This window comes from Streptomyces hamibioticus (assembly GCF_047946815.1).
In the GTDB taxonomy this organism is placed as follows: domain Bacteria; phylum Actinomycetota; class Actinomycetes; order Streptomycetales; family Streptomycetaceae; genus Streptomyces.
Window position 1 is genome coordinate 3,634,262 of record NZ_JBKKQY010000001.1, and the last position, 24,288, is coordinate 3,658,549.

Sequence of the window (24,288 nt, forward strand, 5' to 3'; positions counted from 1 at the left end):
TCGGTCCTACGCCCAGGTGATCAGCCGCTTGGGCTGCTCCAGGATCGCCGCCACGTCGGCCAGCACCTTCGAGCCCAGCTCACCGTCGACCAGGCGGTGGTCGAAGCTCAGGGCCAGGGTGGTGACCTGACGCGGCTTCACCTTGCCCTTGTGGACCCAGGGCTGCGCCTTGATCGCGCCGACGGCGAGGATCGCGGACTCGCCCGGGTTCAGGATCGGGGTGCCGGTGTCGACGCCGAAGACGCCGACGTTGGTGATGGTCACCGTGCCGCCCTGCATCGCCGCCGGGGAGGTCTTGCCCTCCCGCGCGGTGGAGACCAGCTCGCCCAGGGACTCGGCCAGCTGCGGCAGGGTCTGGGCGTGGGCGTCCTTGATGTTCGGGACGATCAGGCCGCGGGGGGTCGCCGCCGCGATGCCCAGGTTGACGTAGTGCTTGACCACGATCTCCTGGGCCGCCTCGTCCCAGGAGGCGTTGATGCCGGGGTTGCGCCTGATCGCCACCAGCAGTGCCTTGGCGATCAGCAGGAGGGGGTTCACCCGCAGACCGGCGAACTCCTTGTCCTGCTTCAGCTCCTCGACCAGCTTCATGGTGCGGGTCACGTCGACCGTCACGAACTCCGTGACGTGCGGCGCCGTGAACGCCGAGCCGACCATCGCCGCCGCCGTCGCCTTGCGGACGCCCTTGACCGGGATGCGGGTCTCGCGCACCGCGTCGTACGACACCGGTGCGGCCGGGGCCGTGGGCGCGGCGGCCTGCGGGGCCGCCTCCGGCTCCGGGGCCTGCGGGGCCTGCTGCGGCGCGACCGCCGCGTGCACGTCCTCGCGGGTGATGATGCCGTCCGGGCCGGTCGGGGTGACCGTCGCCAGGTCGACGCCCAGATCCTTGGCGAGCTTGCGCACCGGGGGCTTGGCCAGCGGGCGCCCGCCCTCGGCCGTCGGGACCGCGGGAGCGGCCGGGGCCTGGGGAGCGGCCGGGGCCGGGGCAGCCGCCGGGGCCTGGGGGGCCGCCGGCGCCGCACCGTGGCCGTTCAGCTCGGTCTGGATCGCGGCCGACGCCTCCCGGGCCGGGATCTCCGGGCCCTTCCGGGGGCGGCGGCGGGTCGAGGAGGTGGCGACGCCGTACCCGACCAGGACCGGCTGGCGGCCTTCCGGCTTGGGCTCCTCCTCCGTCGCCGCGGGCTCCTGCGCCGCCGGCTCGTCCGCCACCGGCTCCTGGGCCGGGGCCCCGGCGCCGCCCGCCACGTCCACGGCGATGATCGCCGTGCCCACATCCACGGTGGTGCCCTCGGGGAAGCGCAGCTCGCGGACCACGCCGTCGTACGGGATGGGCAGCTCGACGGCCGCCTTCGCGGTCTCGACCTCGCACACGACCTGGCCGTCGGTGACCGTGTCACCCGGCTGGACGTACCACTTGAGGATCTCGGCCTCGGTGAGCCCCTCGCCCACGTCCGGCATCTTGAACTCGCGTACGGACCCTTGAGTCATCGTCGTCACGACCCTCTCCTCAGTACGCCAGCGAGCGGTCGACGGCATCCAGCACCCGGTCCAGATCGGGCAGGTACTCCTCCTCCAGGCGGGCCGGCGGGTACGGGGCGTGGTAGCCGCCGACCCTGAGCACCGGGGCCTCCAGGTGGTAGAAGCTGCGCTCCGTGATGCGCGCGGCGATCTCGGCGCCGGAGCCGAAGAAGACCGGCGCCTCGTGGACCACGACCAGGCGGCGGGTCTTCTCCACCGAGGCCTGGACCGAGTCGAAGTCGATCGGCGAGATCGAGCGCAGGTCCAGCACCTCCAGGGACTTGCCCTCCTCGGCGGCGGCCGCGGCGGCCTCCTGGCAGAGCTTCACCATCGGGCCGTAGGCGGCCAGGGTGAGGTCCGTGCCCTCCCGGACCACCCGCGCGGTGTGCAGCGGGCCGGGGATCGCCTCGGTGTTGACCTCGCCCTTGTCCCAGTAGCGGCGCTTGGGCTCGAAGAAGATCACCGGGTCGTCGCTCTGGATGGCCTGCTGCATCATCCAGTACGCGTCGGAGGCGTTGGCGGGGCTGACCACCTTCAGGCCCGCGACGTGCGCGAAGAGCGCCTCGGGAGACTCCGAGTGGTGCTCGACGGCGCCGATTCCGCCGCCGTAGGGGATGCGGATGACGACCGGCATCTTGACCTTGCCCAGCGCGCGGGCGTGCATCTTCGCGAGCTGCGTGACGATCTGGTCGTACGCCGGGAAGACGAAGCCGTCGAACTGGATCTCCACCACCGGGCGGTAGCCGCGCAGGGCGAGGCCGATCGCCGTGCCGACGATGCCGGACTCGGCGAGCGGGGTGTCGATGACGCGGCTCTCGCCGAAGTCCTTCTGGAGGCCGTCCGTCACCCGGAAGACACCGCCGAGCTTGCCGACGTCCTCGCCCATGACCAGGACCTTCGGGTCGGCCTCCAGGGCGTGGCGCAGCGACTCGTTGATCGCCTTGGCCAGGGCCATTTTCTCCACGGCCATGATCAGACCCCCTCTGCGTCCGTGAACGACGCCTGGTAGGCGGCGAACTGCGCCCGCTCCTCGTCGACGAGCGCGTGCCCGTCCGCGTACACGTTCTCGAAGATGGCGAACCGGTCCGGGTCGGGCATGGCGCGGACCGCTTCGCGCACTCGTTTGCCCAACGCCTCGCTCTCGGCCTCCAGTTCCCCGAAGAATCCCTCGTCCGCGTGGTTTGCGGCCTCCAGGTGGCGGCGAAGGCGCAGGATCGGGTCCTTCGCCTCCCAGGCGACACGCTCGTCGTCGTGCCGGTAGCGGGACGGGTCGTCGGAGGTGGTGTGGGCGCCCATGCGGTACGTGTACGCCTCGATCAGCGCGGGGCCCTCGCCGCGCCGGGCCCGCTCCAGGGCCCAGCGGGTGACCGCGAGGGACGCGATCACGTCGTTGCCGTCCACCCGGACGCCGGGGAAGCCGAAGCCCTGGGCGCGCTGGTAGAGCGGCACGCGGGTCTGCTTCTCGTTGGACTCCGAGATCGCCCACTGGTTGTTCTGGCAGAAGAACACCACGGGGGCGTTGTAGACGGCCGCGAAGTTGAACGCCTCGCTGACGTCGCCCTGGCTGGAGGCGCCGTCGCCGAAGTAGGCGATCACGGCGGAGTCCGCGCCGTCCTTGGCCACGCCCATGGCGTAGCCGGTGGCGTGCAGGGCCTGCGATCCGATGACGATCGTGTACAGGTGGAAGTTGTTGCCGTTCGGGTCCCAGCCGCCGTTGTTCACGCCGCGGAACATGCCGAGCAGGTTGGTCGGGTCCACTCCGCGGCACCAGGCGACGCCGTGCTCGCGGTAGGTCGGGAAGACGTAGTCGTCCTCGCGGGTGGCACGCCCGGAGCCGATCTGGGCCGCTTCCTGGCCGAGCAGCGAGGCCCACAGGCCCAGCTCGCCCTGGCGCTGCAGGGAGGTGGCCTCGGCGTCGAAGCGCCGGGTGAGCACCATGTCGCGGTACAGGCCGCGGAGCTCGTCGGGGGTGATGGCGTCGACGTACGGGTCGTACTCGGCGTTCTCGACGCGCTCGCCCTCGGGCGTCAGCAGCTGGACCAGCTCGAGGTCGCTGCCCGGTGCCTTCTTGGCGCTCGCGCGGGTGGTGCGTTTGGCGCCGGTGGTGCCGGCCTTGCTTCCGGCGCTGCGTCGCGTCTTGCGCGCGGCAGTGCTCTCCACGGTCACGTGTGCTCCTCCGTCGGTCCGGCTCCCGGGTTCGCCGGGTGCTGGGGGTCCCCCCAGCGCCGTTCAGGCGTCTGGGGGAGCGGCTCACCTGTTTTCCCGGCGGACACACGGGGTGGGTGCGGCTCGGTCGGGAACAGGCGTGACAGGTGCCCCGGCGAGCGCCCTGCAAAAAGCACGTTACCCAGTGCTCCACATTTCTGTGAAACCCTTCCTGACCTGCGTTTTTGCTTGGATTTCCAAGTAAATCGGCAAAGTCGGGAACAGTTACTGGTCACAGCCTCGCAGGGGGCCGGAACAACGGCACGTTATCCCGGCCACCCCGGGCACGGGAAGAGTTCGTGTGTGAGACTGAGTCCGTGCATGAAAATGGACAAATCCGGGTATTCCTCCTCGATGACCACGAGGTCGTCCGGCGCGGCGTCCACGAACTGCTGTCCGGGGAGGGCGACATCCAGGTGGTCGGCGAGGCCGGCACGGCGGCCGACGCCCTGGCCCGCGTCCCGGCCACCCGGCCGGACGTGGCGGTGCTGGACGTACGGCTCCCGGACGGCAGCGGCGTCGAGGTCTGCCGCGAGATCCGCTCCCGGGACGACGCCGTCCGCTGCCTGATGCTGACCTCCTTCGCGGACGACGAGGCACTCTTCGACGCGATCATGGCGGGCGCCGCCGGTTACGTCCTCAAGGACATCCGGGGCGGCGAGCTGCTGACGGCCGTCCGGGACGTCGCCGCGGGCAGGTCCCTGCTCGATCCGGTGGCCACCGCGCGCGTGCTGGAACGACTGCGGGACGGCGGCGGCGCCCGCACCGACGACCGGCTCGCCCGCCTCACCGAGCAGGAGCGCCGCATCCTGGACCTGATCGGCGAGGGACTGACCAATCGCGCGATCGGCGAGCGGCTGCATCTCGCGGAAAAAACGATCAAGAATTACGTGTCGAGTCTGCTCTCCAAACTCGGAATGCAGCGGCGTTCCCAGGCGGCGGCGTACGTGGCCCGGATGCAGGCCGAGAACCACTGACAAAACACCGACGGTGCGGTGACCCGCTCGTTCGGGACTTACGGCCCCTCGTACCGGGGCCGGCGACCCTGTCCGTGCCCTTTCCGCTCGCGCAGAGTGAGTACATGGCCTCCCGCGCGCCCTTCCGCCCGTCCTCCGACGAACAGCTCGCCCTCGGGCTGCTCGCCCGCACCGCCTACGGCCGGGCGGCCACCAGCCGGCACGCCCTGCCGTTCCTCGCCTTCGCCCGGCACATCGTGGCGGACGGCCGGGTCCTGCTGCGCATGCCGCGCAGCTGCGGCTACCACCAGGCGTGCGCCGGCAGCGTCGTCGCGTACGGCACCGACAACCTCGGCTCCGCCCGGCCGGGCGAGAGCCTGTGGAACGTGCAGGTGGTGGGCCACTGCGAGGCCCACCAGCCGACGGCCGCCGAGATCGAGCGGTTCGGCCCGGCGCCGGCGAGCGTGGACGGGGTGCCGTTCGAGCCGGTGTATCTGCGGATCGAGCCGGAGTTCGGGACGGTGCATTCGGCGGACGGGAGGCTGGAACGCCGGTTCCCGGACGCGCCGTGAACGCACACGCGCGTGGAGCCCGGCCCGGGTCCCACGCGCGTGTGCGGCGTGTATCTCGTGACTGCGGGGGTCGCGCCTCGGTCAGCCGCCGGTGACGCCGCTCACCGTACCGCCGGCGTCGGCGCCGGTGTCGCCGCCGGTGCCACCGCCGTCACTGCCGCCGTCGCCGCCGCCGGTGGGCGGTGTCACGGGGTCGGAGGCGGGCGGCGAGGGCTCGCCCGAGGGCTCCGTCGGCGTCTCTCCGCCCGTCGGCTCCCCACCCGTGGGCTCCCCGCCCGTCGGCTCCCCGGACGGCGTCTGGGACGGCGTGTACGACGGCTCGTACGACGGCGTCCAGTCGCCGCCCGTGCCGCCGACCGTGCCCCGGCCGGTGTCCGTGTCGGTCGGCTCGTCCGACGGCTCGTCGCTCGGCGACGGGCTCGCCTTCTCGTCCTCGGTGGTCTGCGAGACGCTCGGCGACTTGTCGGTGTCCGTACCGCCTCCGCCGCCCTTCTCGGTCCCGTTGAGCGCCAGGGCCACGCCCGCCGCGACGGCGATCACCGCGAGGACCGCGAGGATCCACAGCTTGCCCCGGCCGCCGCCCCGGTTGCCGTGGCCCTCGAACCCGCCGTCGTCGCCACCGCCGTACCCGGCGGGCAGGATCGGCTGCGGGATCTGCGCGGTGCCCGCGCCGTGGTCGGGGTGCGGCAGCACGGACGTGCCCGCGAGCCCGGCCGCGGGGGTGTGCCGGCCGTCGTGCATGGCGACCGGGCCGGTGTTCCAGGTGCCGGTGTGGCCGCCCTGGTCGTAGAGCATCTGGAGCCCGTACTGGACCAGCCCGCGCATCTCCTCGGCGGTCTGGAAGCGGTCGTCGGGCTCCTTGGCCAGCGAACGCATCACCAGGCCGTCCAGCTCCGGCGGAGAGGCGTCGGAGACCTCGGACGGCGGCGTCGGGATGTCCTGGACGTGCTGGTAGACCACCGACAGCGGGGTCTCGCCGGTGAACGGCGGGCGCAGCGCGAGCAGTTCGTACAGCAGGCAGCCGGTGGCGTACAGGTCGGAGCGGTGGTCGACGGCCTTGCCGAGGGCCTGCTCCGGGGAGAGGTACTGCGGGGTGCCCATGACCATGCCGGTCTGCGTCATCGTTGTCGACGCGCCGTGCAGCGCGCGGGCGATGCCGAAGTCCATCACCTTCACGGCGCCGTTGTTGGTGATGATGACGTTGGCCGGCTTGATGTCGCGGTGCACGATGCCGTGCTGGTGCGAGTAGGCCAGCGCCTCCAGGACACCCGAGACGATGATCAGGGCCTGTTCGGGGCCGGGCGCCTCGGCGTTCAGCAGCAGGTCGCGGATGGTGCGGCCCTCGACCAGCTCCATCACGATGTACGGCACGGACTGACCGCCGACGAAGTCCTCGCCGGAGTCGTACACGGCGACGATCGCGTGGTGGTTGAGACCGGCGACGGACTGTGCCTCGCGCGTGAAGCGGGCCTTGGAGACCGGGTCCTCGGCGAGGTCGGCGCGCAGCAGCTTGACCGCCACCGTGCGGCCGAGGCGCACGTCCTCGGCGGCGAACACCTCGGCCATGCCGCCCCGCCCGAGCCTCCGGGTCAGCCGGTACCGGCCGTCGCCGACCAGCCCGCCGTTGCCCCAGGACTCCGGCGCCTCCGACATACCGCCGCCAGTCGCCTCGGGGTCGGACGGGCCCTGAGCGCGCTGCTGCTGTGCCATCAGTCCTCGCCGTCGTTTCTGCCCGCGGTGCGCGCGGTGTTGTTACGGTCTCCGTCGGCCACGCTACAGCCTCCGCGCAAGCCTTCGGACCGAGATGGGTGCCGGGACCGGCACGAGACGGACCGGACATGAAACCCCGGCTGCGTACTGCCGTGCAAATTCCGTGTGCCGGCCTGCCGTCCGCTGTAACGCTTCCGCGACGCTTCTTTCGCGTACGGTCACGGAACGGGCACCGCGCTTGACGTGTCAGTGCCCTCGGGCAGACTTGGCCGGGAATGGCACGTTCGATCAAGACATTCGATCAAGACAACAGTCAGCACAGGCGTCGGCGCCGGAAGGCCGCGGGGGAGCAGGGATCATGAGCCAGGACGGCGCGCAGGGCCGGTATGCGGGGCGGGCGCTGGCCGGCGGCCGTTATCAGCTGCGCGACTTGCTCGGCGAGGGCGGCATGGCCTCCGTGCACCTCGCGTACGACTCCGTGCTCGACCGTCAGGTCGCCATCAAGACGCTCCACACCGAGCTGGGCCGGGAGCAGGCCTTCCGCGAGCGGTTCCGCCGCGAGGCCCAGGCCGTGGCGAAGCTCACGCACACCAACATCGTCTCGGTCTTCGACACCGGCGAGGACGACCTCGACGGCATGACCACGCCGTACATCGTCATGGAGTACATCGAGGGCCGCCCGCTCGGCTCGGTGCTCGACGAGGACGTACGGCAGCAGGGCGCGATGCCCGCCGACAAGGCGCTGAAGATCACCGCGGACGTGCTGGCGGCCCTGGAGATCAGCCACGAGATGGGGCTGGTCCACCGGGACATCAAGCCGGGCAACGTGATGATGACCAAGCGCGGCGTGGTCAAGGTCATGGACTTCGGCATCGCGCGCGCCATGCAGTCCGGGGTCACCTCGATGACGCAGACCGGCATGGTCGTCGGCACCCCGCAGTACCTCTCGCCGGAGCAGGCGCTGGGCCGGGGCGTGGACGCGCGCAGCGACCTCTACTCCGTCGGCATCATGCTGTTCCAGCTGGTCACCGGGCGGCTGCCGTTCGACGCGGACTCGCCGCTGGCCATCGCGTACGCGCATGTGCAGGAGGAGCCGGTGGCTCCTTCGTCGGTCAACCGCGCGCTGCCCCCGGCGGTGGACGCGCTGGTCGCCCGCGCCCTGAAGAAGAACCCGAACGAGCGCTTCCCGAGCGCCGAGGCCATGCGGGACGAGTGCCTGCGGGTGGCGCAGTCCTTCCACGCCGCCCCGCCGAGCATCGTCCCCGGCGCCCACACCCCGAGCGGCGCGGGCGTCGGCTCCGCGGTGTTCCCGCCGGTCGACCAGTCCGGCCAGACGCCCGCGGGCCAGGTCCAGACGCCGTACCAGCCGGCCCCGGCCCCGAACCCGTACGGCACTCCGCCGCCGTCCGCGGCGTACGGCTATCCGCAGCAGGGCGGCTACCCGACGCCGGCCACGGCCGCGTACCAGCAGGGCGCGTCGACGCCGCCGCCGTACAACATCACCCCCCAGTCCCCCTCCGCGGTGCCGGGCTCCTCGGGCGGGGGCAAGAGCAACAAGCCGGTGCTCATCGGCTCGGCCCTGGTCGCCGTCCTGGCGGTGGGCGCCGTGGTCGCGGCGCTGCTGATGAACGGCGGCAGCGAGGAACCGCAGGGCCGCGGCGGCGGCAGCAGCGCGAGCGCCTCGGCGTCCAAGAAGCCGGGCTACCGCGGGCCGGACACGGCCAAGACGATCGACAAGGAGGAGTGCACGGAGCCGGAGGAGTCGTACAACGACCCCGACAAGATCAAGGTTCCGAACTTCACCTTCAAGTACATCAAGTCGGTCAAGGAGTGCTTCAAGGCCGCCGGCTGGCGGATGGAGGTCGTGCCCGTCGACGAGAACACGTACGGCGAAGGCTCGGTCCGGGACCAGTTCCCCACGGCCGGCACGGACGTCGACCCCGACGACATGCCCGAGATCACGCTCAAGGTCTCGACCGGCAACCCCCCGTCCGCCTGAGGCAGGACGGCGCACCGTACGACGGGAAGGGCCCGGCAGCCGTGCTGCCGGGCCCTTTCGTGGCCTGGGTGACCAGTGGCATGGGTGACTACAGGTACGGCCCGCCGGTGCGGCCGCCGGGGTGACCCTCCTCGCCCTCGTGGGCGACGCCCGGCGGCAGGGCCCGGCGCATCTGCTCCAGCTGGGCCCGCGCGGCCATCTGCTGGGCGAACAGCGTGGTCTGGATGCCGTGGAACAGGCCCTCCAGCCAGCCCACCAACTGGGCCTGCGCGATCCGCAGCTCGGCGTCGCTCGGGGTCGTCTCGTCCGTGAAGGGCAGGGAGAGCCGCTCCAGCTCCTCGACCAGCTCCGGGGCCAGGCCGTCCTCCAGCTCCTTCACCGAGCTGGCGTGGATCTCCTTGAGCCGGGCCCGGCTCGCCTCGTCGAGAGGAGCGGCCCGCACCTCCTCCAGAAGCTGCTTGATCATGCTGCCGATCCGCATGACCTTGGCAGGCTGCTCCACCTGCTCCGTCACCGGAATCTCGCGGGACTCCTCGTCTCCGTTGCCGCCCCCGCTCAGCGCCATGCCGTCCTGGCCGACGACCAGGATCTGGGGGTTCTCCGACGACCTGTCGTTCCTCGGCATCTCCATGCCGCCATTCTCTCGCACGCCCCCGCGTCACCCGTGTGGCGCCCCCGGGGGACCGGCGGTTCACCGCGTACGGAGGCGCCCGGAATGCCGGAATGGGTGAGGGGTGTGAGGCTTGTTCCGTCGATTTCCGTCGATCTTGACGACCTAGACGACTCGTGACCGGGAGGGGGTCACCGACGTGACTCCATGGCTGCGCGCACTGCGTACGACGGGACTGGTGGGGGTCCTGGGGGCGGGCGTGGTGGTGTCTCCGTACGGGAGTGAGGCGGCGGCTTACGGCGCCGCCCTGTCTTCTCCGCCGAGCCGGACGTCTGCGCCGGGTGCTGTGTCGCCGCCGGGTTCTCTGTCTCCGCCGGGTTCGCTGCCGCTGCCGGGTTCGCTGCCGCCGCCGGGTGTTGCGTCCTCGCCGGGTGTCGTGTCCTCGCCGGGTTCTGTGTCTCTCCCGGGTTCTGGGGCTTCGCCGCGGTCTCTGTATCCCCGGGGTCCGGTGTCGTCGCCGGGTCTCGCGTCGCCGGCCTTCGTCTCCGGGTCGCTCGCGGGTCCGCCGGGCTTCGTGGCCCCGTCGGCTTGGCGAGCGCCCGGGCCGCCTTCGGAGTCGCCCGGCCGGGCCCCGGGGAAGGCTTCGCATTCCCCCGGCCCCGGTGCCGGCCGGGCGTCGGGCTCCGCTGCCGTGACGCCGCGCCCCGGCTCCTCCGCCTCCGGCCAGGAACCGGTCGCCGGTGCGCCGCGCGCCCCCGCGTCCGCCTCCGGCACGCCCTCCGCCTCCCGCTCCCCCTCCGCCTCCGCCACGGCGACCGGGTCCCGCTCCGCGTCCCCGGAGCCGTCCCGGGCCGGGAACCGGGCGGGCGAGGGCCGGCAGCGGCCGGGGCGGCAGGAGCTGCGGGAGCCGGAGGAGGAGCGGGCGGGCCCGGACGCCGGTCACCGGCACCGGGAGGGCGGCGACGGCGGTGTTCCCGTCGCTCCGGAAGCCTCCCGCGGGCCCGGCGAGGCCGGCCTCGTGCCCTCCCCGCCCGGGGCCCGGCCCGACCCGCAGGCCGTCTCCGGCGCACAGGACACCACCGAGCCCTGGCCGCGGATCCTGCCCCTGGGCAGCGGGCTGGTCCTCATCGGCCTCGGCCTGGCCCTCGCCTTCGTCGGCCTGCGGCTGCGCCGCTCGTGAGCGACGGGTGAGCCGTGGCCGCCGGGTGCCCGGCACCCGGCGGAACACCCGGTGCCTACCGGGTGACCAGCAGGACCTTCCCCACGTGACCGCTCTCCTCCACGACCCGGTGGGCGGCCGGCGCGTCGCTCATCGGCAGTTCGCGGTCGACGACGGGGCGGACATGGCCGCCGGCGACCAGCGGCCAGACATGCTCGCGCACGGCCGCCACGATGGTCGCCTTCTCGTCCAGCGGGCGGGCCCGCAGCGAGGTCGCGCTGACGGCGGCACGCTTGCGCAGCAGGGCGCCGATGTTCAGCTCGCCCTTGACCCCGCCCTGCATCCCGATGATCGCCAGCCGGCCGTTCACGGCGAGGGTGCGCACATTGCGGTCCAGGTACTTGGCGCCCATGTTGTCGAGGATGACGTCGGCGCCCGCGCCGTCCGTGGCCCGCGCGACCTCCTCGACGAAGTCCTGCTCGCGGTAGTTGATCAGGATGTCGGCGCCCAGTTCGGCGCAGCGCTCGAGCTTCTCCTCGGTGCCCGCCGTCACGGCGACCTTGGCGCCGACGGCCTTGGCGAGCTGGATCGCCATGGTGCCGATGCCGCTGGAGCCGCCGTGCACCAGCAGGGTCTCGCCCGGACGGAGGTGGGCGACCATGAAGACGTTCGACCACACCGTGCAGACCACCTCGGGCAGCGCCGCGGCCCGCACCAGGCCGACGCCCTGGGGGACGGGCAGCAGCTGCCCGGCCGGAACGGCGACCTTCTCGGCGTAGCCGCCGCCCCCGAGCAGCGCGCACACCTCGTCGCCGACGGTCCAGCCGGACACTCCGGTGCCGATCGCGGCGACACGTCCGGAGCACTCCAGGCCGGGGTAGGGGGAGGTGCCGGGCGGGGGGTCGTAGAAGCCCTGCCGTTGCAGGATGTCGGCCCGGTTGACGGCGCTGGCCGCCACCTCGACCAGGACCTCGCCCTCGCCGGGCACGGGGTCGGGGACCTCGTCCCAGACCAGTGCCTCGGGGCCTCCGGGTTCGGGAATCGTGATCGCATGCATGAGGGGGACGCTACCCCTGCGGTCCGGGCCGGGTGCGGCGGCCCGGCAGCGACGCGTACGAAGCCGTGGATGTGGGGTTCGTCGACCGGGCCCGCACGGGTCCATCGGCGGAACCGCACCGGCCTCCGGCGGAACCGCATCAGCCCTTCGACCGGTCCGGCATCGGTCCTTCGACCGGTCCGGCATCGGTCCTTCGACCGGTCCGGCATCGGTCCTTCGTTCGAACCGTGCCGAAGACCTTGTGCGGGAGCGATGAGTTTGCGCGACCGTAAAAGTCTCCCCATGCGTAGCCCAAGCAGGCGGAAGGACCCCTCAGCATGAGTACGCAGACGTCCGGTCTCGCGATCGAGACCGCGGGCCTGGTGAAGACGTTCGGCGAGACCAGGGCCGTGGACGGCGTGGACCTGAAGGTCCCGGCCGGCACGGTCTACGGGGTCCTCGGCCCCAACGGCGCCGGCAAGACCACCACAGTGAAGATGCTCGCCACTCTCCTCAGACCGGACGGCGGCGAGGCACGTGTCTTCGGCCACGACGTCGTGCGCGAGGCCGACGAGGTCCGCAGCCGCGTGAGCCTCACCGGGCAGTACGCGTCCGTCGACGAAGACCTCACCGGCACGGAGAACCTGGTCCTGCTGGGCCGGCTCCTCGGGCACGGCAAGGCCGCCGCGCGCACCCGCGCCGGCCGGCTGCTGGAGGCCTTCGGGCTCACGGAGGCGGCGGCGAAGCAGGTCAAGCACTACTCCGGCGGCATGCGCCGGCGCATCGACATCGCCGCCTCCATCCTCAACACGCCCGATCTGCTCTTCCTCGACGAGCCGACCACCGGCCTGGACCCGCGCAGCCGGAACCAGGTGTGGGACATCGTGCGCGCGGTCGTCGCCCAGGGCACGACCGTGCTGCTGACCACGCAGTACCTGGACGAGGCCGACCAGCTGGCGTCCCGGATCGCCGTCATCGACAAGGGCCGGGTGATCGCCGAGGGCACCAAGGGCGAGCTGAAGGCCTCGGTCGGCGCCGGCTCCGTCCATCTGCGGCTGCGGGAGGCCGACCAGCGGCCGGACGCCGAGCGGGTGCTGCGGGACCTGCTGACCGCCGAGGTACAGCTGGAACCCGACCCGGTGGCGCTGACGGCCCGGCTGGGTGCGGCGGCGAGCGACACGGCCGCCGACCAGGCCGCCCGCGCGCTCACCGAACTGACCCGGGCGGGCATCACCGTCGACAACTTCTCCCTGGGACAGCCCAGCCTCGACGAGGTGTTCCTGGCGCTGACCGGGCACGACACCGGCCAGGACGACGGCCGCGACACGAAGGACGAGGTGGCGGCATGAGCACGGCCACGAGCACCGAGAGCAAGGAACTCGCACCGGTCAGGACCGAGTCCCTGGCCGCCCTGCTGATCGCCAAGGACCGGCCGCCGCGGCCCAGCTCCCTGTCGACCTCGCTGACCTTCGGCTGGCGCGCGATCCTCAAGATCAAGCACGTCCCGGAGCAGCTCTTCGACGTCACCGCGTTCCCGATCATGAACCTGTTGATGTTCACGTACCTCTTCGGCGGCGCGCTGGCCGGTTCACCGAGCGACTACATCCAGTTCGTACTGCCCGGCATCCTGGTGATGTCGGTCGTGATGATCACGATGTACACCGGTATCTCCGTCAACGTCGACATCGAGAAGGGCGTCTTCGACCGCTTCCGCTCGCTGCCGATCTGGCGGCCGTCGGCGATGGTCGGCTATCTGCTCGGCGACGCCCTGCGCTACACGATCGCGTCCGCCGTGATGCTCGTCGTGGGCCTCGCCCTCGGTTACCGGCCGGACGGCGGTCTGGGCGGGGTGCTCGCCGGGATCGCGCTGCTGTTGGTGTTCTCGTTCGCCTTCTCGTGGATCTGGACGATGTTCGGGCTGATGCTGCGCACCGAGAAGTCGGTGATGAGCGTCAGCATGATGGTGATCTTCCCGCTCACCTTCCTGTCCAACGTCTTCGTCGACCCGTCGACCATGCCGGGCTGGCTGCAGGGCTTCGTCAACAACAGCCCGATCACCCATCTCGCCTCCGCCGTGCGCGGGCTGATGGCGGGCGACTGGCCGGCCGGCGAGATCGCCTGGACGCTCGGCTGGGCGGCGCTGTTCCTGGTGGTCTTCGGCCCGGTGACGATGCGCCTGTACAACCGCAAGTAGCGGCGCGTACGACCACGAGCGGCCGTCGGCAACGGCACGTGGCCGTACGGCTTCCCGGGGCGCCGGGCGTCTCAGTCGCGGGGCAGCGGCCGGGCGTCCGGCGCCACCTGCTGGCGGGGCGACGCCCGGACGATCGTGATCAGCCGGTCCGTCAGCTCCAGGCCGCCCACGGCCGGGTCGTCGTAGCCGAGCACCCGATGCCCGCGCAGGACGCTCACCACGAGATCGTCCGTCTCCCGCGGGCTCTTGCCCACCTCGGACTTTATGACCGGCCGTTCGATGAGGTCGAGCCCGCTGCCCTGCTGGATGAGGTCCTCCATGACCATGCCGGCGGCGGGGCTGAGCACGGAGAGCCCGAGCAGGCGGCCCGCGGCGCTGGCGCTGGTGATGACGGCGTCGGCGCCGGACTGTTTCAGCAGCGGCGCGTTCTCCTCCTCCCGCACCGCGGCCACGATCTTCGCGCCGCGGTTGAGCTGCCGGGCCGTCAGCGTCACCAGGACGGCCGTGTCATCGCGCTGCGTGGCGATGATGATCTGCCGTGCCTTGTGCACCTCGGCCCGCCTGAGCACATCGCTGCGTGTCGCGTCGCCGACCACGCCCGCGAAGCCGTCGGCCGTCGCGGCATCGATCACCTTGCCACTGGGGTCGACCACGACGACCTGTTCCTTCCGCAGCCCCGTGGCACAGACGGTCTGCAACGCCGACCGTCCCTTGGTGCCGAAGCCGATGACGACGGTGTGGTCGCGCAAGGTGGACCTCCAGCGGGTCAGGCGCCATTCCTCACGGGTGCGCTCGGTGAGGGCTTCCAGCGTGGTACCGACCAGGATGATCAGGAACAGCACGCGCAGCGGCGTGACGACGAGGATGTTCGTCAGCCGAGCCGCGTCGCTCACCGGCGCGATGTCGCCGTAGCCGGTGGTCGAGAGGGTGACGGTCGCGTAGTAGAAGGCGTCGAGGAGGTCGACGGTGCCGTCGGTGCCGTCGGTGTAGCCGTCGCGGTCGAAGTAGGCGATGAGCGCGGTCACCAGGAGGACGGTCAGGGCCATGGCCAGCCGCTTGCCGACCTGGCGGATCGGGTGCTCCATCATCTTTCTCGGGAGTTTCACCCGATGGGTCACGAGATGCTCGTCCGCCTGACGGGCGATCACATCCTGGCCCGGAAGTTTCACGTGAAACACACTCCGATTCCGCCGGTGGCCCAGGGAAGGTCGAGCAGTTCGGCCTCCTGACCCGCGCGCGCCCCACCGGGGGGCACGACGGCCAGGGCGTCGGCCGCCGCGATGCCGCGCAGCATGGCCGGCCCGTTGTAGTGCAGCGGCAGAGCCTCGTCGCCGCGCAGTACGACGGGAACGAGCCGGGTGTCGTACGGATGCCCGTGCACCGCGTCCCGCAGCGGCAGCGTGTACGGCTCCGGGGCCGGGCGGGCCGCCAGGGTGCGCAGCAGCGGCTCGGCGAGCGTGAGCAGCCCGGAGACGGCGGCGAGGGGGTTGCCGGGCAGGCCGACCAGGTGCTGGTACTCCTTGGTGCGGGCCAGCAGCATGGGGTGGCCGGGGCGCACCTGGACGCCGTCCACGAGCAGTTCGGCGCCGATGCGGCGCAGGGTGGGGTGGACGTGGTCGACGGGGCCCGCGGCGGTGCCGCCGGTGGTGATCACGATCTCGGCCTCGGAATCGGTGACCGCCCGCTCCAGCGCCTCGGCGTCGTCACCGATCCGCCGGACGGCCGTGACCTCGGCGCCCAGCGCCCGCAGCCAGGGCGGCAGCATGGGGCCGAGCGCATCCCGGATGAGGCCGTCGTGCGGCAGGCCCTCGGCGAGCAGCTCGTCGCCGAGGACCAGGACCTCGGCGCGGGGGCGCGGTACGGCGGTGAGCGCGTCGTACCCGGCGGCGGCCGCGAGCCCGAGGACGGCCGGGGTCACCTGGGTGCCGACCGGCAGAAGCTGGTCGCCGCTGCGGCACTCCTGGCCGCGCGGGCGGATGTCCTGGCCGGGGACGAGGTCACGGGTGGTATGCAGGCGGCCCTTGTCGTCGGTACGCCCGTGCTCGCTGCGCAGGACGGCCGTGGTGTCGGCCGGGACACGGGCGCCGGTCGCGATACGGACGGCCTCGCCGTCGGTGAGGGGCTGGTGCTCGGCGTGCCCGGCCAGGACGCCGTCGCCGCGCACCTCCCAGGGGCCGGGGCCGGCCAGCGCCCAGCCGTCCATCGCGGAGGTGTCGAAGGAGGGCAGGTCGGTCAGGGCGGTGAGGGGTTCGGCCAGTGTGAGGCCGAGGGCCGCGTCGAGGGGGACGCAGGCCGGGGGGCGGCGGGTGGCGCGGGCCGTTGCGCGGGCGGCGCGGGCGGCGGTCTCGCGGGCATCCGGCCAGGGGGTGGCGCGGTGGTGGGCGTGCCCGGCGCCGTGCGCTCCGGTGGAGGGGCGAGGCTGCGGCCCGTCGCCGGGGGTGCGGTGATCGCCGTGCGCCGGTGTGGCGTGCGGGGGGCCGGGGTCTTCCTTCACGAGGGCGAGCGCCTCCTCGACGCCGAGGTCGTCGACCTCCTCGGCGGCCACGCCGGTCCGGGTGCCGCGGGGGGTCATCCGGCGTCCGGGCGGGTGCCGGGCGTGGCGTCGGGGGCCACGTCGGGTCGGCCGGGGGCGGGCTCGGTGGGCGCGGTGGCCCCGGTGGGCTGCCCGGGGGCCCCGGTGGTTCCGGTGTCGGCGGCGGCCTCGTCCGCCCACCGCTGGGCGAGGGCGGCGGCCTTGCGGGCGGCCTGGGCGACGGCCTCCGGGCCTCCGCCGGCTCGCGCCGCCGCGTAGCCGACGAGGAACGTGGTCAGCGGCGCCGCGGGCCGGGCCACACCGTGGGCGGCGTCACGGGCCAGATCGAGCAGGACACCGGTGTCGACGTCGAGGTCGATGCCCAGCTCGTCCTTGGCTGCGGAAATCCATTCATCCAACACGTGCCCATGCTCCCTGATGCGTGCCCTGGCGGTGGCGATGTCGTCCCAGGTGTCGCAGTCGAAGGACCCTACGGGATCGGGGACGCGCACAAGGCGGAGCGCGTCGGTGACCCGGCGTAGCGGAAGGCCGGCGAGGCCCGCGTGCCGGGCTGCGAGCGCGGCCAGTCCACGGCGGAGCGCGACGGCGCGGTAGGCGGCCACGAGGGGCTGGTCGCGGCCGTCGGCATCGGTGAGCAGAACGCCCTCGGCGTCGCCCGCCGCGAGGGTCGCGAGCAGCCGTCGGACGGTGGGCTCCCCGAGGAACGGCAGGTCCGCGGAGAGGACCACGACCCGCTCCGCCGTGGTGTGCCGCAGTCCGGCGTCCAGCGCGGCGAGCGGGCCGGCACCGGGCGGGTCCTCGCGGGTCCAGGTCACCGGCCGCGCGGTGGGCCGGGGAGCGGCCACGACGACGGTGGCCGCGGCGCCGGAGCAGGAGTCGAGCACGCGGTCGAGCAGGGTGCGCCCGCCCACGCGGACGCCCGGCTTGTCCGCACCGCCGAGCCGCCTGGCGGCGCCGCCGGCGAGTACGACGGCGTCATACGCGGCAGCGGTCGCCCCCGGGCCGGGCTCGGTGCCGGCGCCGGGGTCACCGGGTGGCTCGTAGGCGGTCACCCCTTGAGTATGCGGCCCCGGGCGATCACGGGGAACGCGGGGGCGGCCCCGCCGTCACAGTGTGCGCAGCAGTACCGCCGGTTGCTCCACGCAGTCCGCCACGTATCGCAGGAAACCGCCCGCCGTACCGCCGTCGCACACCCGGTGGTCGAAGGTGAGCGACAGCTGGACCACCTGCCGGACCGCCAGCTCCCCTTCGTGCACCCAGGGCTTGGGCACGATGCGGCCGACGCCGAGCATGGCGGCCTCGGGGTGGTTGATGATCGGGGTGGAGCCGTCGACGCCGAACACGCCGTAGTTGTTCAACGTGAAGGTGCCACCGGTGAGTTGGGCCGGGGAGAGGGTCCCCGTCCGGGCCGCCTCGGTCAGCCGGGCGAACTCCGCGGTCAGCGACTCGGCGTCCCGCGCGTGTGCGTCCCGGACGACGGGGACGACGAGACCCCGGTCGGTCTGTGCGGCGAACCCGAGGTGGACGGCGTCGAGTTGGACGACCTCCCGGGCCTCGGTGTCGACCGTGGAGTTCAGTTCGGGGTGGCGGGCCAGCGCGGCGGTGCAGATCCGGGCCAGCAGGGCGAGGAGGGAGATCTTCGGCCCGCCGGCCGCGTTCATCGCCGTCCGCGCGCGCATCAGCTCCGTCGCGTCGGCGTCCACCCAGCAGGTCGCGTCCGGTATCTCGCGGCGGCTGCGGGAGAGCTTGTCGGCGACGGCGCCCCGGACGCCCTTGAGGGGCGTGCGGATGCCGCCGCCCGCAGCGGCAGCGGGACCATGCGGGCGCGCGGTGGCGGCGGAGGCCGCGGTGTGCGCTGTGGAAGCCGCGGCAGCGGGCGTGAGGGCGACCGAGGCTGCCGGGGCCGGCGCCGGGGGCGCGGAGGCCGCAGTGGGCGTGTGCGGCATGCGCGTGTGCGGCTCGGGCTGCGGCCGGCCCGGGCGGCCCTGCGCCGCGGCGGCCCGCAGCGCGTACTCCACATCGGCCCGCAGGATCAGCCCGTCGGGCCCGGATCCGGTCAGTTCGCGCAGGTCCAGGCCGTTCTCCCGGGCAAGCCGCCGGACCAGCGGCGAGATGACCGGGACGGGACCGTCGGCGCGCTCGGCGGTCCCGGCGGACCGGTCCCGGCCGTTCGCCCGTCCGGACGCCTCGGCGGCGGGCGCCGGCCGGTCCGGCCGCACCCGGCGCCGCCGCGCGGGTGCCTGCCCGGTGCCGTAGCCCACCAGGACGTTGCCGGAGCCCTCGGCGTCGCCGCCGGCCTCCGTGGCCCCGGCCTGCCCGGCGCTCTGCGCCGCCCCGGCGCCGGCCCGCTCGGCGTCCGAACCGGTGGCCGCGGGGTCGGTACCGGTGGCCGCGGCGTCCTGTGCCGGCCGGTCCGGCGCGGGTGCGCCGACCGCCACGGTCAGCAGCGGCGCCCCGACAGGCAGTTCCGCGCCCTCCTCGCCGAAGCGGGCGGTGACCACGCCGCCGTAGGGGCAGGGCACCTCGACCATCGCCTTGGCCGTCTCGACCTCGACGACCGGCTGGTCGACCGCGACGACGTCGCCGACCTCGACCAGCCAGCGCACGATCTCCGCCTCGGTGAGCCCCTCACCGAGGTCGGGGAGCTTGAACTCCAGCACCTGTGCCATCAGCTTTCGGCCTCCCATTGCAGACGCGCCACGGCGTCCAGGATCCGGTCCACACCGGGCAGGTGGTGGCGCTCCAGCATCGGCGGCGGATACGGCACGTCGAACCCGGCGACCCGCAGCACCGGCGCCTCCAGGTGGTGGAAGCAGCGCTCCGTGACCCGGGCCGCGATCTCCCCGCCCGGGCCCCCGAAGGAGCCCGACTCGTGGACGACCACCGCGCGTCCCGTCCGCCGCACCGAGGCGCACACCGTCTCGTCGTCGAACGGCACCAGCGAGCGCAGATCGACCACTTCGAGGTCCCAGCCCTCGGCCCGGGCCGCCTCGGCCGCCTCCATGCAGACGGGCAGGGACGGCCCGTACGTGATGAGCGTGGCGCTCCGCCCCGAGCGCCGCACCACCGCGCGGCCTATCGGTTCAACGGGCGTCGGCTCCTCGGGGTTCCAGGAGTCCTTCGACCAGTACAGGCGCTTGGGCTCCAGGAAGACGACGGGGTCGTCGGAGGCGATGGCGGCGCGCAGCAGGCCGTAGGCGTCGGCGACGGTCGCGGGCGTGACGACATGGAGTCCCGGAGTCGCCATGTAGTACGCCTCGGAGGAGTCGCTGTGGTGCTCGACGCCGCCGATGCCGCCGCCGTAGGGGATGCGGACGGTCAGGGGCAGCGGCATGGCCCCGCGGGTGCGGTTGCGCATCTTGGCGACGTGTGAGACCAGCTGTTCGAAGGCCGGGTAGGCGAACGCGTCGAACTGCATCTCCACGACCGGGCGGAGCCCGTACATCGCCATGCCGACGGCCGTGCCGAGGATGCCGGCCTCGGCCAGCGGAGTGTCCGTGCAGCGGTCCTCGCCGAACTCCTTCGCGAGCCCGTCCGTGACCCGGAAGACGCCGCCGAGGGTGCCCACGTCCTCGCCCATGACGTGGACGCTGCTGTCGGCGGCCATGGCGTCGCGCAGCGCGCGCGTGAGGGCCTGCGCCATGGTGGCCGGCTTGACGGCGACGGTGGTCATCGGTGCGTCCCTTCCGACTCGGCCTCGGCCTCCATCTCCGCACACAGCTGGGCGCGTTGCTCGCGCAGCTGCGGGGTGGGGTCGGCGTACACATGGGCGAACAGGTCCATGGGATCGAGCGCCGGGTCCTGGTTCATACGGGCGCGCAGGTCTGCGGCCATGGCCTCGGCGTCCTCGCGAGCGGCGCGCACGGCGTCCTCGTCGAGCAGCCCGCGTTCGGTCAGCTCCCGCTCCAGCAGCTCGATCGGGTCGTGTCCGCGCCAGGTCTCGACCTCGGCATCGCCGCGGTAGCGGGTGGCGTCGTCGGCGTTGGTGTGGGCGTCGACCCGGTAGGTGATCGCCTCGACCAGCGTGGGGCCGCCGCCCTCGCGCGCGTGGCGCACGGCGTCGGTGAGGACCTCGTGCACGGCGGCGGCGTCGTTGCCGTCGACCAGGCGGCCGGGCATGCCGTAGCCGACGGCCTTGTGGGCCAGCGACGGGGCCGCGGTCTGCTTGGCGAGCGGGACGGAGATCGCGAAGCCGTTGTTCTGCACCAGGAAGACGACCGGGGCCTGCCAGACGGCGGCGAAGTTCAGCGCCTCGTGGAAGTCGCCCTCGCTGGTGCCGCCGTCGCCGACCATGGCCAGCGCCACCACGTCGTCGCCCTTGAGACGGGCGGCGTGGGCCAGGCCGACGGCGTGCGGCAGCTGGGTGGCGAGCGGCGTGGACAGCGGGGCGACCCGGTGCTCGTAGGGGTCGTAGCCGGTGTGCCAGTCGCCGCGCAGCAGGGTGAGGGCCTGGACGGGGTCGACCCCCCGGGCGACGACGGCGAGCGTGTCGCGGTAGCTGGGGAAGAGCCAGTCACGGTCCTGAAGGACCAGCGCGGCGGCGATCTCGCAGGCCTCCTGGCCGGTGCTGGACGGGTACACGGCGAGCCGGCCCTGCTTGGTCAGGGCGGTGGCCTGCGCGTTGTACCGACGGCCGGAGACCAGCCGGGCGTACAGGGTGCGCAGCAGCTCGGGGTCGGCCCCGTCGGCTGCCTTGGTGCCGAGGACGCGGTACGGCTCCGCGTCGGGCAGCAGCGGCGCGGGGTCGGTTCGGGGCTGCCAGGCGGGCGGCGGTGTGGGCCGGTACGCGCCCCGCTGCTCCATGACCGTCATGACGGCACCTCCTCGTGGGAGCGGCTTGTCGGCACGCCACGAGTGTGTGACGGGCCTCACCTACCGATTGTTCGGTCGCCGGTGCATTTTGGCTACAGGCGGCCCCAGGCTGTGGACAAACGGTTCTCCACAGCCTGAGATGGACGCAGTACGTCCATGGTAGGGAGGCGGGGGGAGATGGCATCTGAACAAATGGCCGAGCGCGCGGGGGAAACCGGCCAGGACAGTGTCCCCCTGCCGCGCCCCCGCCCCCTGGACGCCGTCGACCAGGACATCCTGCGGATGCTCCAGGCGGACGGCCGCGCCTCGATACGGTCGGTGGCCGAGCGGGTCCACGTCTCCCGGGCGAACGCCTACGCGCGCATCAACCGCCTCGTCGAGGACGGCGTCATCCGTGGTTTCGGCGCCCGTGTCGACCACGAACGGGCCGGGCAAGGGACCTCGGCGTACATCACGCTGAGGATCGTCCAGAACTCCTGGCGCAGGGTGCGCGAGCAGCTCAAGGAGCTTCCCGGTGCCTCGCACATCGCCCTGGTCGGGGGTGACTTCGACGTCCTGCTGCTGGTGCACACGCCCGACAACCGAGCGCTGCGCGAGCTGGTGCTGACCCGCATTCAGGCGATACCCGAGGTGCTCGGCACGCGCACCCTGCTGGTGTTCGAGGAGGAGGACCTGGAGCCGCGGGACTGAGCGGGGAACCGGGCCGCGGAGCCGGGTCACGCGCCCCCGCCCCCGCCCCCGCCCGTCACGCTCCCTTCCGGAGCCCTCCGAAGACCAGCAGCACCACCGCGTCGCCGACCTCCCGGGCGCCCGCACCCCGCCCGTCCGGCCGGTACCACTCGACGATCGAGTTGATCATTCCGAAGACCAACCGCGTCGCGAGCCGCCCCTCGACGTCGTCGCGCACGTCCCCCTCGGCCGCCGCCGCCCGCAGCAGCTCGGCCACCCGGTGGTCGAACTCGCGCCGCCGCTCCAGCGCCCACCGCTCGGTGTCCGTATTGCCCCGCACCCGCAGCAGCAGCGTCACATAGGGAAGTTCGGCTATGAGCACCTCGACCATGCGCCGGACGACGTACTCCAGCCGTTCGGCGGCGCGCCCCACGCGCGCGTGCTCCTCGCCGAGGATCCCGAAGAGTCCGTCCAGGGCACGGCTCACGGCCCTGCGCAGCAACTCCTCCTTGCCGGTGACGTGGTGGTAGATCGACGACTTGGAGATGCCGGCCGCCTTGGAGAGGTGCTCCATGGAGGTGCCGTCGTAGCCGCGCTCGTTGAAGACCTGCACGGCGACGGAGAGCAGCGTCTCCGGGGTGTACGTGTCGCGCTTGGCCGTGGTCATGAGGTGCTGCCCTCCCGCTTGTCGGAGGCGTGAGCGTGGCGGTGGAGGGCCAGGGACGGCGCGTACCGGCCCGAGGGCACGCACGCGTGCAGGTTGCCCAGGAGCGCACGGGCCCAGTCGCCGCCGAGCCTGCGGCTCCACTCCAGCGGCCCCAGGGGGTAGTTGACGCCCAGGCGCATCGCGGTGTCGATGTCCTCCCGGCCGGCCACGCCCTTGGCGGCCGCCTCGTGCGCCAGGTCGATGATCCGGGCCACCGTGCGGGCCACGATCATGCCGGGGACGTCGCCGATGACGCTGACCTTCCTGCCGAGCGCCTGGAACAGGCCGGTGGCCTCGGCGAGCGTCCGCGGCGAGGTCGCCTCGGAGGCGGCGAGGGCGATGCGGGTGGCGGTGCGGTAGTCCAGCGCCAGGTCGAAGTGGACGACGTCCCCCGACTCCACGCAGGTCCGGCCGTCCGTGAGCATCAGCCGTCCGCCGCCGGGCAGGACCAGCCCCGTGCCACCGGCCCGGCCCTTCTCACGGACCTCGACGCCCGCCTCGCGGATCAGCGCGAGCAGCTCGGCGGCCGGGCCCAGCCCGCCCGGCCCGCCCTCGGCGACGACGTACGCGGGCGGGTCGGCCGGTGCGGCGGTGTGCGGCTCGGGACGGGTCGCGCCGTCGCGGTAGTCGTACCAGCCCTGCCCGCTCTTGCGGCCGAGCCGGCCGGACTCGACCAGGCGGCGCTGGGCGAGCGACGGGGTGAAGCGCACGTCCTGGAAGAAGGACTCCCACACCGAGTGGGTGACGGACTCGTTGACGTCCTGCCCGATCAGGTCGGTCAGCTCGAAGGCGCCCATCCGGAAGCCGCCCGACTCGCGCAGCACGGCGTCGATGGTGGCCGGGTCCGCGGCCCGGTCCTCGTAGGCCGCGAGGGCCTCGGCGTAGAAGGGCCGGGCGATGCGGTTGACGATGAAGCCGGGGGTGTCGGCGCAGGCGACCGGCGTCTTGCCCCAGGAGCGGGCCGTCTCGTACGCGCGCGTGGCCGCCGCGGGGTCGGTGGCGAACCCGGAGACCACCTCCACCAGTGGCAGCAGCGGAGCCGGGTTGAAGAAGTGCAGTCCGACGAAGCGGCCCGGCACGCGCAGGGCGCCGCCGATGGCGGTGACGGAGAGGGAGGAGGTGTTGGTCGCGAGCAGGCAGTCGTCGGCGACGACGTCCTCCAGCTCGCGGAACAGCTCCTGCTTGACCTCCAGCCGCTCCAGGACCGCCTCGGCCACCAGCGCGCAGCCGGCGAGGCCGGCGAGCGAGCCGGCGGGTTCCAGCCGGGCGCGTGCGGCGTCCCGGTCGGCGGCGGAGAGCCGCTCCTTCTCGACGAGCCGGTCGAGCCGGGCACCGATCGCGTCGGCCGCCTCGCGTGCCCGTCCCGGCACCGCGTCGTAGAGGCGTACGGGGTGGCCCGCGACCAGCGCCACCTGGGCGATGCCCTGGCCCATCGTGCCGGTTCCGACGACTGCCACGGGGCTGCTGAGGTCCAGTGCTGTCATGTGCGCGATCCTCCCGCACGGGGTTTTCCACAGATGCGGCGGACCCCCTTGTCCCGACCGATCGTTCGGTTACTCTAACTCTGTCCGAGTGTTCCCGCCCAGGTTTCCGCCAGGTCTCTTTGCCCAGG

At 73.0% G+C, this 24,288-nt stretch carries 21 protein-coding genes; 7 read left to right on the forward strand and 14 right to left on the reverse strand.

Features of this window, described 5'->3' with window-relative positions:
• Nucleotides 1-6: 6 nt before the first annotated feature.
• The 3 genes from ACLGIH_RS16360 to pdhA (ACLGIH_RS16370) are packed head-to-tail and all read right to left on the reverse strand — an operon-like array spanning nt 7 to nt 3,681.
• Entirely contained in the window at nt 7-1,494 is a 1,488-nt protein-coding gene (locus ACLGIH_RS16360; RefSeq protein WP_416525982.1) for a dihydrolipoamide acetyltransferase family protein, read from the reverse strand.
• 10 nt (nt 1,495-1,504) lie between these two features.
• Nucleotides 1,505-2,485 (reverse strand): alpha-ketoacid dehydrogenase subunit beta, encoded by a 981-nt coding sequence (locus tag ACLGIH_RS16365; RefSeq protein WP_416525983.1) that lies wholly within the window; start codon nt 2,483-2,485, stop codon nt 1,505-1,507.
• Nucleotides 2,486-2,487: 2 nt separating this feature from the next.
• Nucleotides 2,488-3,681 (reverse strand): pyruvate dehydrogenase (acetyl-transferring) E1 component subunit alpha, encoded by a 1,194-nt coding sequence (gene pdhA, locus ACLGIH_RS16370; protein WP_416525984.1) that lies wholly within the window; start codon nt 3,679-3,681, stop codon nt 2,488-2,490.
• Between the two features lie 356 nt (nt 3,682-4,037).
• Here pdhA (ACLGIH_RS16370) and ACLGIH_RS16375 point away from each other — a divergent pair, with 356 nt between their 5' ends.
• Nucleotides 4,038-4,697, forward strand: coding sequence for a response regulator (locus ACLGIH_RS16375; RefSeq protein WP_416525985.1), 660 nt, complete (start codon nt 4,038-4,040; stop codon nt 4,695-4,697).
• 104 nt (nt 4,698-4,801) lie between these two features.
• Nucleotides 4,802-5,248 (forward strand): pyridoxamine 5'-phosphate oxidase family protein, encoded by a 447-nt coding sequence (locus ACLGIH_RS16380; RefSeq protein WP_416525986.1) that lies wholly within the window; start codon nt 4,802-4,804, stop codon nt 5,246-5,248.
• 81 nt (nt 5,249-5,329) lie between these two features.
• Here ACLGIH_RS16380 and ACLGIH_RS16385 read toward each other — a convergent pair whose 3' ends face one another.
• Complete coding sequence (locus ACLGIH_RS16385; protein ID WP_416525987.1) at nt 5,330-6,958, reverse strand: protein kinase domain-containing protein; 1,629 nt, start codon at nt 6,956-6,958, stop codon at nt 5,330-5,332.
• Between the two features lie 358 nt (nt 6,959-7,316).
• Here ACLGIH_RS16385 and ACLGIH_RS16390 point away from each other — a divergent pair, with 358 nt between their 5' ends.
• Nucleotides 7,317-8,957, forward strand: a complete 1,641-nt coding sequence (locus ACLGIH_RS16390) for a Stk1 family PASTA domain-containing Ser/Thr kinase (protein WP_416525988.1) — start codon at nt 7,317-7,319, stop codon at nt 8,955-8,957.
• 88 nt (nt 8,958-9,045) lie between these two features.
• Here the strand turns inward: ACLGIH_RS16390 and ACLGIH_RS16395 are convergent, their stop codons facing one another.
• Complete coding sequence (locus tag ACLGIH_RS16395; RefSeq protein ID WP_416525989.1) at nt 9,046-9,588, reverse strand: bacterial proteasome activator family protein; 543 nt, start codon at nt 9,586-9,588, stop codon at nt 9,046-9,048.
• A gap of 670 nt (nt 9,589-10,258) precedes the next feature.
• Here ACLGIH_RS16395 and ACLGIH_RS16400 point away from each other — a divergent pair.
• A complete protein-coding gene (locus tag ACLGIH_RS16400; RefSeq protein WP_416525990.1) occupies nt 10,259-10,747 on the forward strand; it encodes a hypothetical protein in 489 nt (162 codons plus the stop codon).
• Nucleotides 10,748-10,802: 55 nt separating this feature from the next.
• Here the strand turns inward: ACLGIH_RS16400 and ACLGIH_RS16405 are convergent, their stop codons facing one another.
• Nucleotides 10,803-11,783, reverse strand: a complete 981-nt coding sequence (locus tag ACLGIH_RS16405) for an NAD(P)H-quinone oxidoreductase (RefSeq protein ID WP_416525991.1) — start codon at nt 11,781-11,783, stop codon at nt 10,803-10,805.
• A 317-nt stretch (nt 11,784-12,100) separates the two neighbouring features.
• Between ACLGIH_RS16405 and ACLGIH_RS16410 the strand changes: the two genes are divergently transcribed.
• A complete protein-coding gene (locus ACLGIH_RS16410) occupies nt 12,101-13,111 on the forward strand; it encodes an ATP-binding cassette domain-containing protein (protein WP_416525992.1) in 1,011 nt (336 codons plus the stop codon).
• Nucleotides 13,108-13,956: an ABC transporter permease gene (locus ACLGIH_RS16415; protein ID WP_416525993.1), complete on the forward strand. Its 849-nt coding sequence runs from the start codon at nt 13,108-13,110 to the stop codon at nt 13,954-13,956. The genes ACLGIH_RS16410 and ACLGIH_RS16415 overlap by 4 nt, the downstream gene beginning before the upstream one ends.
• Nucleotides 13,957-14,027: 71 nt before the next feature.
• Here ACLGIH_RS16415 and ACLGIH_RS16420 read toward each other — a convergent pair whose 3' ends face one another.
• From ACLGIH_RS16420 to pdhA (ACLGIH_RS16445), 6 genes are read right to left on the reverse strand one after another with little or no spacing between them, the layout of a single operon-like run.
• Nucleotides 14,028-15,125: a potassium channel family protein gene (locus ACLGIH_RS16420; protein WP_416525994.1), complete on the reverse strand. Its 1,098-nt coding sequence runs from the start codon at nt 15,123-15,125 to the stop codon at nt 14,028-14,030.
• Nucleotides 15,122-16,528 carry a molybdopterin molybdotransferase MoeA gene (locus ACLGIH_RS16425; protein WP_416525995.1) on the reverse strand — a complete coding sequence of 469 codons (1,407 nt, stop codon included), beginning with the start codon at nt 16,526-16,528 and terminating at the stop codon, nt 15,122-15,124. Before ACLGIH_RS16425 ends, ACLGIH_RS16420 begins: the two co-directional genes overlap by 4 nt.
• On the reverse strand, nt 16,525-17,541 hold the full coding sequence (locus tag ACLGIH_RS16430; protein ID WP_416525996.1) for an NTP transferase domain-containing protein: 1,017 nt from the start codon (nt 17,539-17,541) through the stop codon (nt 16,525-16,527). The genes ACLGIH_RS16425 and ACLGIH_RS16430 overlap by 4 nt, the downstream gene beginning before the upstream one ends.
• 54 nt (nt 17,542-17,595) lie before the next feature.
• A complete protein-coding gene (locus ACLGIH_RS16435; RefSeq protein WP_416525997.1) occupies nt 17,596-19,158 on the reverse strand; it encodes a dihydrolipoamide acetyltransferase family protein in 1,563 nt (520 codons plus the stop codon).
• The gene (locus ACLGIH_RS16440) at nt 19,158-20,162 is read right to left on the reverse strand and encodes an alpha-ketoacid dehydrogenase subunit beta (RefSeq protein WP_416525998.1); all 1,005 of its coding nucleotides are present in this window, start codon (nt 20,160-20,162) and stop codon (nt 19,158-19,160) included. The genes ACLGIH_RS16435 and ACLGIH_RS16440 overlap by 1 nt, the downstream gene beginning before the upstream one ends.
• A complete protein-coding gene (gene pdhA / locus ACLGIH_RS16445) occupies nt 20,159-21,301 on the reverse strand; it encodes a pyruvate dehydrogenase (acetyl-transferring) E1 component subunit alpha (RefSeq protein ID WP_416525999.1) in 1,143 nt (380 codons plus the stop codon). Before pdhA (ACLGIH_RS16445) ends, ACLGIH_RS16440 begins: the two co-directional genes overlap by 4 nt.
• 177 nt (nt 21,302-21,478) lie before the next feature.
• On the opposite strand from pdhA (ACLGIH_RS16445), the gene ACLGIH_RS16450 reads away from it, so the two are divergent.
• On the forward strand, nt 21,479-21,991 hold the full coding sequence (locus ACLGIH_RS16450; protein ID WP_416526000.1) for an Lrp/AsnC family transcriptional regulator: 513 nt from the start codon (nt 21,479-21,481) through the stop codon (nt 21,989-21,991).
• Nucleotides 21,992-22,046: 55 nt separating this feature from the next.
• Here ACLGIH_RS16450 and ACLGIH_RS16455 read toward each other — a convergent pair whose 3' ends face one another.
• Complete coding sequence (locus ACLGIH_RS16455; protein WP_416526001.1) at nt 22,047-22,637, reverse strand: TetR/AcrR family transcriptional regulator; 591 nt, start codon at nt 22,635-22,637, stop codon at nt 22,047-22,049.
• Nucleotides 22,634-24,160, reverse strand: coding sequence for a 3-hydroxyacyl-CoA dehydrogenase (locus ACLGIH_RS16460; protein ID WP_416526002.1), 1,527 nt, complete (start codon nt 24,158-24,160; stop codon nt 22,634-22,636). Before ACLGIH_RS16460 ends, ACLGIH_RS16455 begins: the two co-directional genes overlap by 4 nt.
• Between the last annotated feature and the right edge of the window lie 128 nt (nt 24,161-24,288).

Excerpts from the sequence above, each read along its gene's own strand:
- ACLGIH_RS16460 (WP_416526002.1), bottom strand. The coding sequence starts at position 24,160 with ATGACAGCACTGGACCTCAGCAGCCCCGTGGCAGTCGTCGGAACCGGC.
- ACLGIH_RS16395 (WP_416525989.1), bottom strand. The coding sequence starts at position 9,588 with ATGGAGATGCCGAGGAACGACAGGTCGTCGGAGAACCCCCAGATCCTG.
- ACLGIH_RS16365 (WP_416525983.1), bottom strand. The coding sequence starts at position 2,485 with ATGGCCGTGGAGAAAATGGCCCTGGCCAAGGCGATCAACGAGTCGCTG.
- ACLGIH_RS16440 (WP_416525998.1), bottom strand. The coding sequence starts at position 20,162 with ATGACCACCGTCGCCGTCAAGCCGGCCACCATGGCGCAGGCCCTCACG.
- ACLGIH_RS16380 (WP_416525986.1), top strand. The coding sequence starts at position 4,802 with ATGGCCTCCCGCGCGCCCTTCCGCCCGTCCTCCGACGAACAGCTCGCC.
- pdhA (WP_416525999.1), bottom strand. The coding sequence starts at position 21,301 with ATGACGGTCATGGAGCAGCGGGGCGCGTACCGGCCCACACCGCCGCCC.
- ACLGIH_RS16415 (WP_416525993.1), top strand. The coding sequence starts at position 13,108 with ATGAGCACGGCCACGAGCACCGAGAGCAAGGAACTCGCACCGGTCAGG.
- ACLGIH_RS16390 (WP_416525988.1), top strand. The coding sequence starts at position 7,317 with ATGAGCCAGGACGGCGCGCAGGGCCGGTATGCGGGGCGGGCGCTGGCC.
- ACLGIH_RS16455 (WP_416526001.1), bottom strand. The coding sequence starts at position 22,637 with ATGACCACGGCCAAGCGCGACACGTACACCCCGGAGACGCTGCTCTCC.
- ACLGIH_RS16410 (WP_416525992.1), top strand. The coding sequence starts at position 12,101 with ATGAGTACGCAGACGTCCGGTCTCGCGATCGAGACCGCGGGCCTGGTG.
- ACLGIH_RS16435 (WP_416525997.1), bottom strand. The coding sequence starts at position 19,158 with ATGGCACAGGTGCTGGAGTTCAAGCTCCCCGACCTCGGTGAGGGGCTC.
- ACLGIH_RS16385 (WP_416525987.1), bottom strand. The coding sequence starts at position 6,958 with ATGGCACAGCAGCAGCGCGCTCAGGGCCCGTCCGACCCCGAGGCGACT.
- ACLGIH_RS16450 (WP_416526000.1), top strand. The coding sequence starts at position 21,479 with ATGGCATCTGAACAAATGGCCGAGCGCGCGGGGGAAACCGGCCAGGAC.
- ACLGIH_RS16425 (WP_416525995.1), bottom strand. The coding sequence starts at position 16,528 with ATGACCCCCCGCGGCACCCGGACCGGCGTGGCCGCCGAGGAGGTCGAC.
- ACLGIH_RS16405 (WP_416525991.1), bottom strand. The coding sequence starts at position 11,783 with ATGCATGCGATCACGATTCCCGAACCCGGAGGCCCCGAGGCACTGGTC.